Source organism: Gordoniibacillus kamchatkensis (genome assembly GCF_000829455.1).
Taxonomy (GTDB): Bacteria; Bacillota; Bacilli; order Paenibacillales; family NBRC-103111; genus Gordoniibacillus; species Gordoniibacillus kamchatkensis.
The window spans coordinates 37,830-53,448 of the sequence record NZ_JXAK01000051.1 but is presented as its reverse complement, the minus strand read 5'-3'; the positions used below and the strand labels follow the sequence as shown (position 1 = coordinate 53,448).

At 57.2% G+C, this 15,619-nt stretch carries 16 protein-coding genes; 5 read left to right on the top strand and 11 right to left on the bottom strand.

The window, feature by feature from the left end:
- Positions 1-33 precede the first annotated feature (33 nt).
- Complete coding sequence (locus SD70_RS24320) at positions 34-885, bottom strand: sensor domain-containing diguanylate cyclase (protein WP_041050495.1); 852 nt, start codon at positions 883-885, stop codon at positions 34-36.
- 217 nt (positions 886-1,102) lie between these two features.
- On the opposite strand from SD70_RS24320, the gene SD70_RS24315 reads away from it, so the two are divergent.
- Positions 1,103-1,804 (top strand): response regulator transcription factor, encoded by a 702-nt coding sequence (locus SD70_RS24315; RefSeq protein ID WP_041050494.1) that lies wholly within the window; start codon positions 1,103-1,105, stop codon positions 1,802-1,804.
- 43 nt (positions 1,805-1,847) lie between these two features.
- On the opposite strand, the gene SD70_RS24310 is transcribed toward SD70_RS24315, so the two are convergent.
- The gene (locus SD70_RS24310) at positions 1,848-2,585 is read right to left on the bottom strand and encodes a DUF554 domain-containing protein (RefSeq protein WP_041050492.1); all 738 of its coding nucleotides are present in this window, start codon (positions 2,583-2,585) and stop codon (positions 1,848-1,850) included.
- A 196-nt stretch (positions 2,586-2,781) separates the two neighbouring features.
- On the opposite strand from SD70_RS24310, the gene SD70_RS24305 reads away from it, so the two are divergent.
- Together SD70_RS24305 and SD70_RS24300 are read left to right on the top strand one after the other, a co-directional pair.
- Positions 2,782-3,825 carry a hypothetical protein gene (locus SD70_RS24305; protein ID WP_041050490.1) on the top strand — a complete coding sequence of 348 codons (1,044 nt, stop codon included), beginning with the start codon at positions 2,782-2,784 and terminating at the stop codon, positions 3,823-3,825.
- A 25-nt stretch (positions 3,826-3,850) separates the two neighbouring features.
- Positions 3,851-4,528 (top strand): thiamine diphosphokinase, encoded by a 678-nt coding sequence (locus SD70_RS24300; protein ID WP_041050489.1) that lies wholly within the window; start codon positions 3,851-3,853, stop codon positions 4,526-4,528.
- Positions 4,529-4,616: 88 nt separating this feature from the next.
- On the opposite strand, the gene SD70_RS24295 is transcribed toward SD70_RS24300, so the two are convergent.
- The 7 genes from SD70_RS24295 to SD70_RS24265 all read right to left on the bottom strand — a co-directional run bounded on the left by SD70_RS24295 (position 4,617) and on the right by SD70_RS24265 (position 10,376).
- On the bottom strand, positions 4,617-5,363 hold the full coding sequence (locus tag SD70_RS24295; protein ID WP_041050487.1) for an ABC transporter permease: 747 nt from the start codon (positions 5,361-5,363) through the stop codon (positions 4,617-4,619).
- On the bottom strand, positions 5,364-6,050 hold the full coding sequence (locus SD70_RS24290; protein ID WP_231571492.1) for an ABC transporter ATP-binding protein: 687 nt from the start codon (positions 6,048-6,050) through the stop codon (positions 5,364-5,366). It abuts the gene before it with no gap.
- A gap of 24 nt (positions 6,051-6,074) precedes the next feature.
- Positions 6,075-7,124, bottom strand: coding sequence for an alkaline phosphatase family protein (locus tag SD70_RS24285; protein ID WP_231571490.1), 1,050 nt, complete (start codon positions 7,122-7,124; stop codon positions 6,075-6,077).
- 38 nt (positions 7,125-7,162) lie between these two features.
- Positions 7,163-7,786, bottom strand: a complete 624-nt coding sequence (locus SD70_RS24280) for an undecaprenyl-diphosphatase (protein ID WP_231571488.1) — start codon at positions 7,784-7,786, stop codon at positions 7,163-7,165.
- A 33-nt stretch (positions 7,787-7,819) separates the two neighbouring features.
- Positions 7,820-8,431, bottom strand: coding sequence for a DedA family protein (locus SD70_RS24275; protein ID WP_041050483.1), 612 nt, complete (start codon positions 8,429-8,431; stop codon positions 7,820-7,822).
- A gap of 143 nt (positions 8,432-8,574) precedes the next feature.
- Positions 8,575-9,471, bottom strand: a complete 897-nt coding sequence (locus SD70_RS24270; protein ID WP_231571494.1) for a phosphotransferase family protein — start codon at positions 9,469-9,471, stop codon at positions 8,575-8,577.
- Positions 9,472-9,539: 68 nt separating this feature from the next.
- Positions 9,540-10,376, bottom strand: a complete 837-nt coding sequence (locus tag SD70_RS24265; RefSeq protein ID WP_041050481.1) for an alpha/beta hydrolase — start codon at positions 10,374-10,376, stop codon at positions 9,540-9,542.
- Between the two features lie 138 nt (positions 10,377-10,514).
- Here SD70_RS24265 and SD70_RS24260 point away from each other — a divergent pair, with 138 nt between their 5' ends.
- Together SD70_RS24260 and SD70_RS24255 are read left to right on the top strand one after the other, a co-directional pair.
- Positions 10,515-11,114, top strand: a complete 600-nt coding sequence (locus SD70_RS24260; protein ID WP_041050479.1) for a manganese efflux pump — start codon at positions 10,515-10,517, stop codon at positions 11,112-11,114.
- A 127-nt stretch (positions 11,115-11,241) separates the two neighbouring features.
- Complete coding sequence (locus SD70_RS24255; protein ID WP_041050477.1) at positions 11,242-11,667, top strand: VOC family protein; 426 nt, start codon at positions 11,242-11,244, stop codon at positions 11,665-11,667.
- Positions 11,668-11,733: 66 nt separating this feature from the next.
- Here the strand turns inward: SD70_RS24255 and SD70_RS24250 are convergent, their stop codons facing one another.
- Both SD70_RS24250 and SD70_RS24245 read right to left on the bottom strand, forming a co-directional pair.
- On the bottom strand, positions 11,734-13,521 hold the full coding sequence (locus SD70_RS24250; protein WP_041050476.1) for an ABC transporter ATP-binding protein: 1,788 nt from the start codon (positions 13,519-13,521) through the stop codon (positions 11,734-11,736).
- A complete protein-coding gene (locus tag SD70_RS24245) occupies positions 13,518-15,239 on the bottom strand; it encodes an ABC transporter ATP-binding protein (protein ID WP_041050474.1) in 1,722 nt (573 codons plus the stop codon). Before SD70_RS24245 ends, SD70_RS24250 begins: the two co-directional genes overlap by 4 nt.
- Positions 15,240-15,619: the final 380 nt, after the last annotated feature.

The window sequence follows — 15,619 nt, the reverse complement described above, 5'->3', positions numbered from 1 at the left end:
TAATGTTATGATTCGGATCAGCCCGTTGTGCCGTCATTCCGACCATTTGGGGGCTCCGAGGGCCCGAAATGTCATGGTTACAGGCCCGTTAAAGTTTCCGGCCGATCCCGAGGCCTTTCCCGGGCCCAAGCGCCTTTCCGATCCATGTCGACGTTCTGCCGGATCGGTCCAGCGCCGTACTACGGTCGTCTGGCTCGCGTCCAGGCGCACCGACCAAGTGACCGGACTAAGGCGATCGATCTCTCGCCGCCATGCGCGCGAGCGTATCCACTTCCCGCAGGAGCCTCTTATTCTCGCGGCAAACTGTTGCAAAAACCGGTCGCCGATATCGTGGCCCATCGCATCGTTAATCCGTTTGAAATCGTTCACGTCAAAATAAAGGATCCCGAACATCTGGCCGCTCCGTTTCGACATCGCCAATGCCTGGTTCAAATGCTCGCGGAACAAACGGCGGTTCGGCAGTCCCGTAAGCGGATCGTGGTAAGCCAGCGTGAGCAGCCGTTCTTCGTAGCGGCGGCGATCGGTCATATCGCGATGGAGCAAGTGACGCGCCCGGCCTGCGCCCGCTTCGCCTCCGAACGGTACGGCTTGCAGCTCCAGCCAGAGCCAGTCGCCTCCTTCTTTGCCGCGCAGCCTGTATTCGGTCCGGCCCGCAACGCCGCGCTCGCAGCAGTCCCCGATCAGCTCCTCCACCCGCACGCGGTCCTCGGCATGAAACATGCGAATCAGCTGCAGCAGCTGCGTCGGCTGGAAGCCAAGCACCCGGTCCCATCCCGGAGATGCGTATAGGATCCGGCCTTCGCCGTCAAGCTCCAGCAATAGCCCGCTGATCTGCTCCAGCACGGCCCGAAGCTCCGGTTTATGTTCCATGAAGCCGTTAACCACGAACTGCTCATCCTTCCATCAGGAAAATGCTCCCTTACACTCCTTTATATCGGATATGAAGCATGACCGTTTTATAAGGTTTGTCAAAAATATTGGGCATTTTCGACAAAATTCTTATGTACGAACCGCCAAACATGGTAGAATTTAGTGGCATGCCCCGATATAATAGAATTGAGAGTCATTTTAGTCGAATGCTACTTCGGGGGGAACAAGCAGGATGACCGGACCCAAAATCATGATCGTCGAGGACGACCCGGGGATCGTGGAGTTGATCGCGATGTATTTGGAACGGGAAGGCTTCGAGGTCATCGCCTGCGACAACGGCTTGACGGCGCTCGAGCTCGTGCTCGTTCATCGCCCGGCGCTCATCGTGCTTGACATTTTGCTCCCTGGGCTTGACGGGATTGAAGTGTGCCGGCAAGTTCGCAAAAACGACCCTACCCCCATTTTGTTCCTGTCCGGCAAAAGCGACGAGCTCGATATTATTTTAGGCTTAAGCATCGGCGGCGACGATTATATGACGAAACCGTTCAGCCCGAGCCAGCTTGTCGCCCGCATCAAAGCCCAGCTGCGGCGCAGCGCGCTGCTCGACCAGCACCGCAGCGACGCGCAGGTGCTCCGTTTTCCCGGATTGGAGATCGATCTGGCGAGCCATTCGGTCAAAGTCGGCGGCAAACCCGTGCAGCTGTCGGCTAAAGAATTCGACCTGATCTCCATCATGGCCAAGACGCCGAACCGCGTTTACCGCCTTGAGCAGCTGTATGAGCTGGTGTGGAGCCTCGACAGCTTGGGCGATCCGCGCACGCTCATCGTACATATCAGCAACCTCCGCAAAAAAATCGAGCCGAATCCGGCCGAACCGAAATATATTATTACGGTGCGGGGCTTCGGCTATAAATTCAACGGTACATACGGGTAAAAAACGACGAGGCCGCCGACCGGGCAGCCTCGTCGTTGTATGGTCAGGAACCGACCCACATGTGGTACAGAAGCGTCAGCTTCTGCGAGAGCGGCACCGACAGCGCGGCAATGAGCAGCGAGGGAAGCAAGTTGCCGACGTGAACGCGTTTGATTTCCAGTACGTTGAGGCCGATGCCGATAATGAGCACGCCGCCGACCGCCGACACTTCCTTGATCATCGCGCCAAGCATCTCGTCGCCGACGAGCAGTGTAATGAGCGATGCGCAGAGGGCGATGGCCCCCTGGTATACAAATACCGGCAACGCCGAAAACAGGACGCCCACACCCAAAGTGGAAGCGAAAATGATCGAGGAAAAGCCGTCGAGCATCGATTTCGTATACAAAATGAGATGGTTGTGGCGCAGTCCGCTGTCGATCGAGCCGAGGATGGCCATCGCCCCGACGCAGTAGATGAGCGTCGTCGTAACGAAGCCTTCGGCGAACTTGCCGCGCCCTTTCGACAGAGCCCCGCTTTTGCGCTCCAGCCATTCCCCCGCCTGCTCGAGCCTGCGCTCGATTTGCAGCCATTCGCCCAGCAAGCCGCCGATAACGAGGCTGACGATCATGATGAGCAGGTTGTCCGTCTTCAAAGCCATCGACAGCCCCAGCACCCCGACGGCGAGCCCGAGACCTTGCATGACCGTACGTTTGACCCGCTCCGGAATGCCCGGCAGGCAAATGCCCAGCAAGCCGCCGACGATGATGGCCGCGGCGTTGACAATCGTGCCCCAAAGAGCCATTGGGTGAAATCTCCTCACAAGCTGATAGTTTTGCTGCTATAATAGAAAGGCAGGACAAATGCAGGCAGAAATTTATTATACTATGACCGGTCACGTGACTACAATCACTTCATGGCCGGCGCACATGCCGCTATGATAGAAAACATAGAATGAATTATCGCGATACGAAGTCACTTGTAAAGGGGGGCGATTCATTATGCAGCGCAACTTGTTGTACGGCCTCTGGATGGCCGCCTTTGGCATCAAGATGCTTGGGGCATCGTGGGACGCTTCGTACCATTTCAAATATTTGCGGGAGACGACCGAGCTGCCGCACATCGTCAACACGATCGGGCTGGCGCTGGCCGTCGCGCTCTGGGTATACGGCATTCGCCAAAACGAGCTGGCGCACAGCAAGCCGCTGAAGGTGACCGGTCTCGGCTTCCTGCTGTTCTTCATCGCCATTCCGGTCGACGAAGCTTGGCACCGCATTTTCGGCATCGATCTGACGACGTGGAGCCCGTCGCATTCCGTCTTTTATATCGGCACGGCGCTTATGATCGTCGGCACCATTTTGATGGTCGAGGACGATTACCGGGACGGTTGGATCAGCGGCCGGTTGCGCAATCTAACGATATTGGCGCTGTCGGTTGCCGTTCTCGAGGACTTCTGGTTCCCGCTTCTGCAGCAAGAGCAAGGCGTCATTTGCTATCACTTGTTTCAGATCGGCAAGCCGATCGCGTCCGAGGAAGTGCTGCAATTCGTGCGCGATCCGAAATCGCAAATTTACGGCGGCATTCCCGATTGGCTGTACGGCGTGTACGGCACCTTCGCCTGCATGTTCGTCTTCCGCTTCATCCGCCAGTTCGGCTTGTTCCGGTTTGCAGGGACGGCTGCCGCGGCGGCGTACGTCCTGTTCCGGACGATAACGAATGCCGCGTATCATGCATCCAACTATCCGGAGTCGACGGTGCCGTATTTCCTCGTGCTGGCCGCGTTCTTATTCGACGCATTTTACTGGCTTGCGGAAGACCGCCGCTGGGAGAGATGGGATTGGATCGTCTTGTCGCCGCTGCTCGCGCTTAGCATATATGCTATCAGCCTGTGGAATCCCCCGGGCGTGCCGGTGCATCCGCCGATGCCGGCCTGGTCGGTATTCATGGCAATGCTGGCAGCGGCGGCAGCCTACTGGGTGTTTGCCGCGCTCCAGCTCGCCACGCGGTCGCGCTGGATGCAGTTCGGTACGGCGAAAGCCCGTTAACGGGATTGGAGAGGCGTGAAACTGAATGGGATTAAACGGTGAACAGGAGGCACGGCGAGTCGTCATCGCCTCCGGTGGCGAGCTGGGGGATTGGGCCTTGGACGAAATTCGCCCGGACGACGTGCTGATCGGCGCGGACCGGGGCGCATTGTTTCTCGTGCGGCACGGTTTGAGGCCGATGCTTGCGCTGGGCGATTTCGATTCCGTATCGGCGGAAGAGCTGGAGCAAATTCGGCATGGCAGCGACGAGACCGACGCATGCGATCCGATCGATAAAAACTGGACGGATACGGAGCTTGCTTTTCGCTATGCGCTGGAACGGGATCCGAAGCCGGCCGAGATCGTGCTGCTCGGAGCGCTCGGCACGCGGTTCGACCACTCGCTGGCCAATGTCCACTTGCTGCAGCTCGGCGGCGCCAGCGGCATTCCGTGCCGAATCGTCGACCGGCACAACGAAATCCGGCTCGTCGCAGGCAGCGGCGAAGGTGCGGCTACCGTGCGGCGCGGGCGTTTCCGGCAAGTGTCCTTGCTGCCGCTAAGCGCGGAAGTGACCGGCATTACGCTGGAGGGCTTCCAATACCCGCTCCGCGACGCGACGCTGCGCATCGGACAGTCGCTCGGCGTCAGCAACGTGCTCCTGGCCGAGGAAGGAACGGTGCGCGTGCGGACAGGCCTGCTGCTTGTCATTCAAAGCGTGGACTGACGATACGCCCTTGCACGTCCTTGCATGTTGTTCCCGCCCGCGCCTTGACGCTGGCGGCTTTCCGCGCAAAAGACACAGCCTGTGCCGCTTAGCGGCGCAGGCTGCTCTCTTTCGTGAACCATAGCATATAGGTCAACAAGCTTAACAGGATGCTGGTAATGGCAGCGGCAGACGTTAACGAGAACATGATAAGGATTTGGTAGCGCACCGCTTCCACCGGGTTGGCGCCGGCTACGATCATGCCGGTCATCATGCCGGGCAGCTGGACGAGCCCGACCGTCTTCATGCCGTCGATCGTCGGGATCATGCTCGATTTGACGGCACGTTTTAGCGACGGTTGGATCGCCTGCCGCGCCGTTGCGCCGAGCGCCAGCAGCGCCTCGATGTCGCCGCGCGACGCATCGAGCTCCCGCTTCATCTGATTCAAAAACAAGCCGGCTACGATCATGGCGTTGCCGACCGTCATCCCGCTGATCGGAATTATGTATTGCGGCGTCGGCTGGATGATGTGCAGTCCTATCATGAGCGCCATCATGGCGATTTCCGTTATTGCGATCGACAGAGCGATGCGCCAGTGAATGCCCTTTAACCCTTTGCCCCTTTGGCCCGCATTCCAGGAAGCGACCGTTATCATAATGGCGATAATGAGAATGATAAGCAAGGGATGTTCAGTGCGAAAAACGAACAGCAGCACATACCCGATGGCCAGAAGCTGCACCGCCGCCCGGACTGCGCTAATGGCGATATCCTTCTCCAGCCCGAGCTTCTGCCACCTCGATAGAGCCATCGTAACGACGACAAATGAAAGCGTGAACAGAAGAGCGAATGACGACATTTACTTCACGTCCTCCGCCGCTGGCGCCGACACTTCATGCAGCTTGCCGCCGGCGAGCTGCCACGTCCGCTTTCCGATTTTGCTCGCTTGCTCCGGATCGTGAGTGATCCAGATGAAGGCCGTTCCCTCGCTGTCGCACCAATGAAGCAGCAGCCGTTCCACCATGTCCTTGCTTTCCGTATCCAAAGAAGACGTCACCTCGTCAAGCAAATAAATTTCCGCGCGGAGAAGCAGCGACCGAACGAGCTGCAGCCGCTGGCGTTCACCGCCGGATAGCTCCGCGGCGTTTTTGCTCCAGCCGATGTGGCCGAGTCCGACCGCCTCCATGCACCGGCGGGCCAGCTCGCGATCGAACTCCGTGCGGTGCAGCTTGCTGACCGTAGCCAGATTGTCCTCAACCGTTGTCGGCAGCACGACCGGCGCTTGCGGAACATAGCTGATCCTCTTCCGCCACTCGGTCGGGGCCCATTGCCCGGACGGCACGCCGTGCAGCAGCATGGCGCCGCCGTCCGCTTGCTCCAGCCGGGCCAGCATCCGAAGCAGAGTCGACTTGCCTTGGCCGGACGCTCCTACCAGCGCAATGGAATTTTGCGGAAATACCTCGATATCGACCTCGGAAAATAAAAACGGCCGCTCGCCGGTCGGATGCAGCTTCGCTAACTGTTCTGTTTTTAGAATCGGCTGCAAGTGCAAGTGGTTCCCTCCCCCCGCCTATCTCCATATCGACGTTATCGGCTGCTGGGACTCGCTGTTCCCGAGCGGCTTCAGCCCATACATTTCCTCAATGGTGCGCAGTACGGAGTAATGATTGACAGTTGTGTCGTATTGTCCGGGCTTCACCATCGGTCCGACGAAAAAGGTAGGGATATGATTGTTCCTGGAGTTGTCGTCTTCATCCCAAGTAACGAGAAGCAAACTGTTATGGGACGCAGCCCAATCGACGTAAGCGCCGAGATTGTCCTTCAGCCATTTGTCGGCTTGTTCGACCGTGCCGTCGTGCATATCGTCCTGGTGGTTCGGTATGACGAACGATACGGCCGGCAACTGGCTGAAATTTTTCGGGAACGAGGTCAAAGGTTGATTCAGCTCGGCCGGCACGTTCGTAAATTGCACCCACGGGTTATGCTTGCGCGCATAGCCTCGGGAGGAGCACCCGGTATAGCCGGCCTTCGGCATATCTTCGGAGTAGCCGGCGAACGAAAGTTTCTTGTCCAGAAGCTCGGTCGCCAAATTCGCAGAGGCATACGTTTCGCCGCACTTGTCGCTGGTCATGCCTTGGGTGGAGCCGGAAAATAACGCCAAGTAGTTAGGCTGGCTCGGATGCGCCACGGCGTACGACTTCGTCATGAGCGCCCCTTCCTTGATCAGCTCGTTGAAGTAAGGTGCTTTCGGGTTGCCGACGATTTGCTCGTACGAGTGGTTCTCTTCGATGACGATGACGATATGGTCAGGCGTTGGCAGCTTCCCTGTCGCAGCGGGAGCCGACGGCTGCTTGGCCGGCGCTGTGACCGGCGCAGGAGTCGGCGCAGGCACCGTACCGGTCGCCGGCGCGGCCGGAGCAGTGGGCGCCGGCGATGCCGGCGTTTGCACCGCCGGAGGCTCCACGCCCGGCGATTTCGACGGTACGGCCGGTGGCTGTTCCGCTGTTTGCGACGCCCCGTCTTGGGAAGGTACGCCGCCTGCCGCGGAGCAGCCTCCCAGAACAGCCAAAGCGAGCGTTACCGCGGCCAGAGCCGAGCACCATGCAGACGAATGACTCAAGCTGCCCCTCCTTTCTATCGTAGCGATACGCATGACAACTATTTCTGTACGCCTGGTGGGGTTACTGTCAAGGTCTCCGGCCTTTTCGGCCAAATTTTGTGCTCAAGCCGTTCGTACAGGCCAATGCCGGCATACAGCCCCTTCTGCGCAAAGCGCGAGCGCGCGAACAATTGATGCACGCCCGCCGCGACGGCAATGCCGATCAAAGCGCCGCCGACTACGTCGGACGGATAGTGAACGCCGGTCCAAACTCGCGAAACGGCGACGCAGGCCGCCAATACGAGCCACAATCTCCCGTCTCTCTTTCGGAAAAGCCAAATCGTCGTCGCTATGACGAACGCTCCGATGGCATGATCGCTTGGGAATGAAGCGTTAGCGGCATGCGGAATCAATTGGAACACCTTATGCGCGACAAACGGCCGGTCGCGATAGAACAAGTCCCCGATCAAGCCGCTCACACCTAGCGCCAGGCACGCCGCCGTCACGGCTTGGACGATCATTCGCCGGTTGGATTCGGTACGGATAAACCAATAAACGATGACCCCGAGGTAAAACATATATTCGCCGTCCTGCGCCAAAAAGCGCATCACCGGGTTCAAAAAGGAAGCCGTCCCGGCTAACCCGTTAATCAGTTGAAAAAGCTGGTAGTCTAGTTGCAACACAATCTTGTTCCTCCTTGTTGCTTATCGTGAATGTTATTTGACGCCGGAAGCATGAGAAAGCGATGAGAAAATCTTCTTCTTCAGCAATAATGCAAGGCATAGGACGATCACGATGGCCAGCACCGCGACGGGATGATGGAGCCATTTTATCAGGCTATGCCAGTGACGCCCGAACTTTTGCCCGAACAGAGCGAATGCCGAAATCCACAGCAGCCCGCCGCTCCATGCGTAGACGATAAATTTTTTGTAGGGCATCCCGCTTGCGCCCGCGATGAATGGAACGGCGTGGCGCAAACCGGCTACGAAATAGCCGATCACGATCAAGGCGGGGCCGGATTTCTGGAACCGGACGGCGAGCTGGGTCAGCTTGTTTTCGTCCAAATGGATATATTTCGTTACCTTGCCGATGGAGGCGATTCCAACCGTTCTCCCGAGCCCGTAATTCACGCTCATGCCGGCAATTGCGCCGAGCCAGGCGGCAGCGATGAGCCCCGTCATATGCAATTGGGTTGCCGCCACTATGGAGCCCGCAAACAGCATCACAAACTCAACGGGGAGCGGCAAGCCGATAATTCCCAGCATCATGGATATGAAAACGGCGGCATAACCGTAATGTCCAATGAACGCCATCATCGTTTCTTTCATATGTTCACCTTCCCCCCATCTACATAGCATAACCTACAAAGCTGAAAATTTAATGAAATTATCATTAAGACCGTTGAATATTTACACAATATGAGACTCAAACTTTAACAAAGGCTGCGCGCGCCGAACGCGCCGGCCTCCTTTTACCGGTCCAGCGCTGCCGTCCATCGCTTGATATGCGACAGCATGCGCCGATATCCGCTAACGTCGTCTCCGAAATATCCCAGAAACGTCATGGCGAAAAGCAAAGAATAAAAATCGACGATCTGCCTCTGCTCATCCGCCAGGCCCCAAACCCGGCACAGCTCATCGATATAAAATAAATCCGCTTGACCGATGTCGGCGCAGATGGCGGTTTGCGTAAGCGAAATCATATACAGAGGATCTCCGTAGCATACGCAGTCTAGGTCTACGATGCCCTGCAGCTCTCCGTTTAAAATCATGACGTTCTTGGTCGTGACATCGTCCAGGAAACAGACAGGCCGGACCTGATCCAGATAAGGAGCAAGGCGTTCGAGCCGCTTTTCGATACGTTCAATCTCCGCAGGGGCCAGTTCTTTCTGCGCATTAGGCAGACCGCTGTTGAAATCGCGGCAGACAATGTCCGTCCAAGAAGCAAACTCGCCCTTATCGCCAATCGGCACCCAGCCGTACCCGGATCCGAGCGGAAGGTTCGCCATTTGCCGCTGATAAGAAACGATAGCTTCCGCCAGTCTCGTCACTTGCTCTCTCGTCATATTCGGCAATTCCAGCCCTAAATCCCGTCCGGGCATTTTGCCCAAGACGATGAAATGAAAAGGATACCGCTCTTTCGTCAAGTCCTCGGCGATCACTTTCGGGACAGGCAGCCCCATGCGTGCCAATACGGCGATGTTGCGCGACGTACCTTTCAAGACGAAAGGATTTTCATTCATCCTTACGATAACTTCCCGCTCCGGAAGCGCGACGCTGTATACTACGTTCATTCTGCCTATCGTCATCCTTTCCAGCTTAAGCGGCTCCGTACCGAACACGTCGCGGGCAATTTGCGACACGATCATCGCATCCAACGTTAACCCTCCTTTATGCAAAAATGGGGCTACCCCGCGGGTGCCCCTCTTCTTCTCTACTATGTACTTATATGCCGATCCAGCCAGCTTAACATATGCGCCATAAAATGTTCCCGCCCCACGTCGTCGAACGGGCGGTGCCGCATGGCGTCGTATTCGTATTGCTGTTTATCCGCAGAACCGACGGCTTGAAAAAATTGCCTCAGCTTCGCCGGGGGCGTAATTTTATCTGCAAGTCCGTATTGCAGCAGCAAAGGCGTCCGAATCGAGTGCGCACCGTTCGTTATTCTCGCCACAGCCCGCATTAAGCCGAAGCCCAAGCCGGGAGTTACGGTGTTGTGACGCAGCGGGTCGCTAGTCAATCTGGCCAAAATATCGGGGTCTTGGGTCAGCAAATCGGCATTTCCCGTTTGTTGTTTCGTAAAATCGGGCTTCAGCTTGCCCAGGCAGGCGATAAGCATTTTTTCGAAGAGCGTAGCTTCGTAAGAAATGGCCGGAGCGATCAACAGAAGTCCCGACACCCCTTGGCCGCGCTGCATCGCATAGTCCAGAACGACGACCCCGCCGAGGCTGTGCGCCACGATAAATAAAGGCAGCCCCGGAGCGTCCGCAGCAGCCATTTCCCGGAACGCATGAAGATCCCCTATGTACTCGTCCCAAGTGCGGATAAACCCCCGTATGCCCGGACTTCGCCCATGTCCCCTCATATCAAAGGCGTAAACGATATAACCGTTCTCCGCCAGCTTGTCGCAAATGTTTTGCAAGCCGCCGCTATGGTCGCCGTGTCCATGAACGGCAATAATCGCTCCTTTGGCAGCCGCCTCCGGTTTGCTCACTTTCCGGTAAAACAGCTCCGCCCCGTTAAATCCGCGAAAAGCTCCTTCCTTTGCTTCCAAAAAACAGCCCCCTCCCCTATTTGGAACCGTCTCATTGATACTGTCATTTTATCACAGTACTATGGAAATGGAACCTATGCCAAGCGATACCGCATAGTTGTGAAGTATCGTTCAGCTTAAGGTTTGGAGGAAAGAAGCATGCATTGGCTCAGCATTGTAGGAATCGGTATCGCGGCGAATTTGGATAACCTCGGCATCGGCTTTTCATTCGGCGCCCGCGCGACGAAAATTCCGTTTAGCTCGAACCTTCTCATTGCCGTTTTGTCGATGGTATCGGCGTACATATCTATTGCATTCGGGCATTTCGTCGCCGCATACATACCGCCAAGCCTTGCCAACTGGATCGGCGGAGGCATGATCGTTCTTATCGGTTTATGGAGCATTAAAGGCAACTTGAAGGGAGCGGCTGCGGGCGGCAAACCGTCGGGCGAACTAGCCGAGCTGCTGAAAAACCCCGGCAAAGCGGACCGCGACGGGAATAATATCATTTCATGGACGGAATCGTGGACGCTCGGCATCGCTCTCGCGCTGAACTGCATCGCCAGCGGCTTTGGCGCAGGCGTTACCGGGGTATCCGCCTGGGGCACGACGCTGTCGATCGGCGCGTTCTCTCTGCTTACCGTCGCACTCGGCGTCCGCGTCGGAACTCGAATCGCTCAAACTTGGTTTGGGCGCTATCCTAACGCCATTGGCGGATTGATATTGATTGGCATAGGCGTTTACGAAATCGTTGTGTAAATGTTCGCCCTGCTTGGCAAAGATTATAGTTGCAAACATATGTTCCCTGTTTTATAATCGGATTGTGGGCAATAATGGAAGAAGGATTCGACTGGATTCCAATATGTAATCGAGGAGCTGACGAAGCATGACATTGCAACTGACCCCCTATTTGATGATGAACGGGAATGCCAACGAAGCGATCCAATTTTACGAACAGGCTTTGGACGCCAAGCTTGTGTTCAAGCAAAGTTTCGGAGAGATGCCGGAAAACCCCGAATTTCCTATGCCGGCGGAGGCGAAAAATCTCGTGTCGCACGCCATGCTGAAAATCGGCGATTCGGATATGATGTTTTCGGATACGTTCCCGGGTCAATCTACCCAAAGCGGGGATCAAGTGACCGTCTGCATCACGTCCGAGGATGCGGAGAATTCGAAGCGAATTTTCGAAGCGCTGCAGCAAGGCGGACAAGTGAAGATGCCGTTCCAGGAAACGTTTTTTAGCCCTGGCTACGGCATCGTGAAGGACAAGTTCGGCGTAACGTTCCAAATTTTCACCCAAGGTAAACAGTAAGGAAAGCGCAGCCGCCCCTGCCGATACGCAGGGGCGGTTTTCATTTTGGCAGGCTGCCAGGTCTGCTTACGCCGGCTGTTCGACTTCGCTTTTTACCGCGCTCTCTTCTCCTTGCCACAGCTGCTGCATTTCCGCGCTCGATGCGAGCAGCTCGGACAAGCTTCCTTCCGCCTCAATCCGGCCATCTTTCAGCACGATAATATGATCCGCCCGCGCCAGAGCGGCCCTGCGATGAGAGACGGCGATGCAGGTGATGCCCCGTTCCTGAAACAGCCGCTCCCACAAAAGCTTCTCCGTCTCGACGTCGAGCGCGCTGGACAGATCGTCAAAGATGAGCAGGTCCGCCTCCGTCATCATCATGCGCGCGGTGGCGGCACGCTGAATTTGTCCGCCGGAGAGCATGACGCCGCGCGGGCCGACCAAGGTGTCGAGCCCGTGCTCGAGGTCCTCGATGTCTTTTTCCATCACGGACAATCGAACCGCTCGCTGAAGCGAATCCGGCGTCGCGCGTCTGCCTTGGATGATGTTTTCGCGCAGCGGATCGCTGAACAGGCGCGGCACTTGCGGCGTGTAAGCCGCTCTTGGCGGCACGAGGAACGCGGCCGGATCGTCCACGTCGTGTCCGTTCCAGCGAATCGTGCCGCCCGACTTGGGCAGCAGCCCTAGCAATGTGCGGATAAGAGTCGATTTGCCGGACCCGATGCGGCCCGTAATGACGAGAAACTTGCCGCGTTCCAGCCGGAAGCCGATGCCGGACACGCCGCTTTCGGAGTTCGGGTGAGTATAGGATAGATCCTGTACCTCCAAGCTTTGCAGCTGCTCCGCCGCGGTTCGGCGCGGCTCCGCCGCCTCCGGCGGCGAGCCGTACAGGTGAATGTCGCTGTATTCGACAAGCCGGTCTTCCTCGCCGGGACGGAACAAAACCCGCATCCGGTCGAGCGATACCCGCAGCCGCTTGTGCTGAAACACCATGTAGCCGAACATCGAGGTGCTGAATGCAAACGTAGTCAGGTAAGACGTAAAAAGGGCGAAATCGCCGACGGTAAAACGCCCAGCCTGCATCTGAGCTGCGCACATGAGCAAAATGACGCCGGTGCAGACGTTTAATACGTACTGGTTGAGCGACTTCATCCATTGCTTGAACAGGTTGTCTTTGAGCGCCGCTTGTCTGCGCTGCTCGTTCAGCTGCAAGAAGCGGCTTAAGACATGGTCCTCCGCCCGCCCCAGCTTCACAGCTTGCACGGCACCGAACGTTTCGGCGATAAAGCCGGTGATGCGGCCGGTAGCCTCGCGGTTTTGCCGGCTATACCGTCGCGCCCGGTTTCCGGACAAATTGTTGAGCACGCTCACGGCGACAAGCGGGGCAATGGCCGCCACGGTGATGAGCCAATTAATGCGCGCCATGACGGCGAGGCAAAGAACGGCATAAGCGAGCCTGCCCCAGAAATCGACCCAGGACTCCACATATTCCACGACTTCATCGACATCCTCCCGGAAGCGGCTCATCGCTTCTCCGGGCGACGCGGGCAAATTGCGGCCCGGCCAACGCATAATGCCCTTCAGCATGTTCGTTCGCAAAATCGCCTGCAGGTGGTAAATGTACGTCACCCACTGAAAAAATGCGAAGAAAAACACCCCTACCCGGGCGAACCTCGATAATGAGACAACGATAAGCGGCACCGCCAGCCACAAGTAGCTATGAGCGGAATGGCCGGCGACGCGGTCGAAAAACCATTGCATCCCGAGTCCAACGAACACTGGCATAACATGAAAGACGCCCCAAGCCAACCCGTTAATCACATATAGCGATGGCCGAAACCGCAGCAGCCGCCATAAAAACTGACCTACCGTCACGCCAGCTCCTCCTCTCTGTCAGTGCGCAGCAGCTCCGCGTAGCGAGACGACGGGTCGCGCGCCAGCGTCTCCCTTGCGCCGAATTCCAGGATGCGACCTGCACCGAGAACCATGATTTTGTCCACCTTCTCCAGCGTCGACAGACGGTGCGCAATGACGATGCCGGTACATTGCTCCAGCAGCTGATCTACGGCTGTCTGCAGCGCGGCTTCGGTCGCCGCGTCGAGGCGCGAAGAAGGTTCATCCAGAATGACGAGGCTCGGCTTGGTCAAAAACACCCGCGTCAGCGCAAACAGCTGCGCCTCGCCGGCTGACAGCGACGCTCCGCCCGCCGACAAATGAGTGTCCAAGCCTTGCGGCAGACTGTCGATCCACGGCCTTAAGCCGAGCCTCCCGGTCGTCTCCAAAATGTATGCGTCCGAAACGCGGCTGTCGAACAGCGTGAGATTGTCGCGAAGCGTTCCGTCAAACAGCTGGACGTCCTGCGTAACCATTCCGACCCGGCGATACAGCGCCTCCAGCCGCAGCTTCCGAATGTCTGTGCCGCCTACCCGAATGACGCCGCTGTCGATGTTGTAGAGCCGCAGCAGCAGACGGCTGATGCTGGTCTTGCCGCTGCCGGTGCGCCCCACTATCCCGAGCCGTTCTCCGGGCCGCAGCGTGAAGCTGATGTCGGTCAGCACCGGAAAGCCCTTATTGTAGCTGAAGCTTACTTGCTCAAACTCCACGCCGAGCGCGCCGTCCGGAAGCGCATGTTCCGTGCCGTCCTCAATCTCGCTCCGCATGGAGAGAAGCTCGCGAGAGCGGCGCATGCCGGATTTGGCGCGCTGAAACTCCTGCATCTGGTTGCCGAGCTGTTCGATCGGTTCGTTCAACATTTGCGTATATTGGAAAAACAAATACAGCGTGCCGAGCGATACTTGGCCGTTGACGTACAGGCGAACGCCCATCAGCAGTACGGCCGTCACGGCAATCGCGAACAGCACGATCGTGGCGTTCCACGGCACCACCCGCAGCATCCACGCTTTTCGGCCTCGCAGGAACACGTTCCGCATAGCCGCGTGAAACCGGTTCATGACATACGGCACGCTGCCGCTCGTCTGCACATCTTCGATGCCGGCAATGCGCTCTTCGATAAGCCCGTATAACGCCGCGCTCGCTTGCCGCTCATTCTGCGAGCTGGCCACGCCAAGGTCGCGGATCACGATCATGACGCCTACGGATAAGCACGTAAACACCGTCATGACGGTGGCGATCGGCCAATTGACCGTAAACATAAAGCCGAGGATACCGCCCAGCAGAATGAAGCTGCCGACGATTTGCACGATGAACATGGCGAAGAAATTCGACATGTTGGTGACGTCGCCGTCGATCCGCTCGATCATTTCGCCCGGCGTTTTGAGATTGTGGAACCGCATATCGAGCCGCAGGCAAGCTTTAAGCAAATCGGCCCGGAGCCGGTTGGTGGCGCGCCAGGCTACGTCGTTGCCGAAATAACTGACCGCTACCGTGACGATTTGGCCGATGACGGCGATGACGAGATACAGCCCGGCAAGCCCGAGCAAGCCGGCAACGGGGCCTCTTGCGGATGCCGTGTCGATAAAGCGCTGAACGATTTGCGGATTGACAAGCTGCAGCCCCGTTCCGGCCAGCAACAGCACGAGCAAAATAAGCATGCGTCCTTTGACGGGAAGCAAATACCGCAACAACCAAGACATCGTACAACAACCCCCCTTTAATGAAAAATCGCCCGCGAAACGACGAATCCGTAGCTTCGCGGGCGTTTTGGGCGGTCGGGAGTGCCGGAGAACAAATAAAAAAACTCCAGACTCGCCGCCTGGAGCAATGCATGCGCTTTCTATAACGTTCAAAGCGCGTACAAGAGCAAGATCAGCCGACGGATGCAAGCCTATGGAATTGAAACGAGCGCAACATGCGCGGGGCTGGGCGTTGCATCGGCGGTGACCTCCTTCGTTCCCGATTTCAAGATAAAGTGAATATATCACGGCCCTGGAAAAAATGTCAACAGAAGCAATTAGTTCCTTTTTAATCGCCGAAATGGCTCTTCTCGGGGGCCGTTACCCCATCTATAATGACT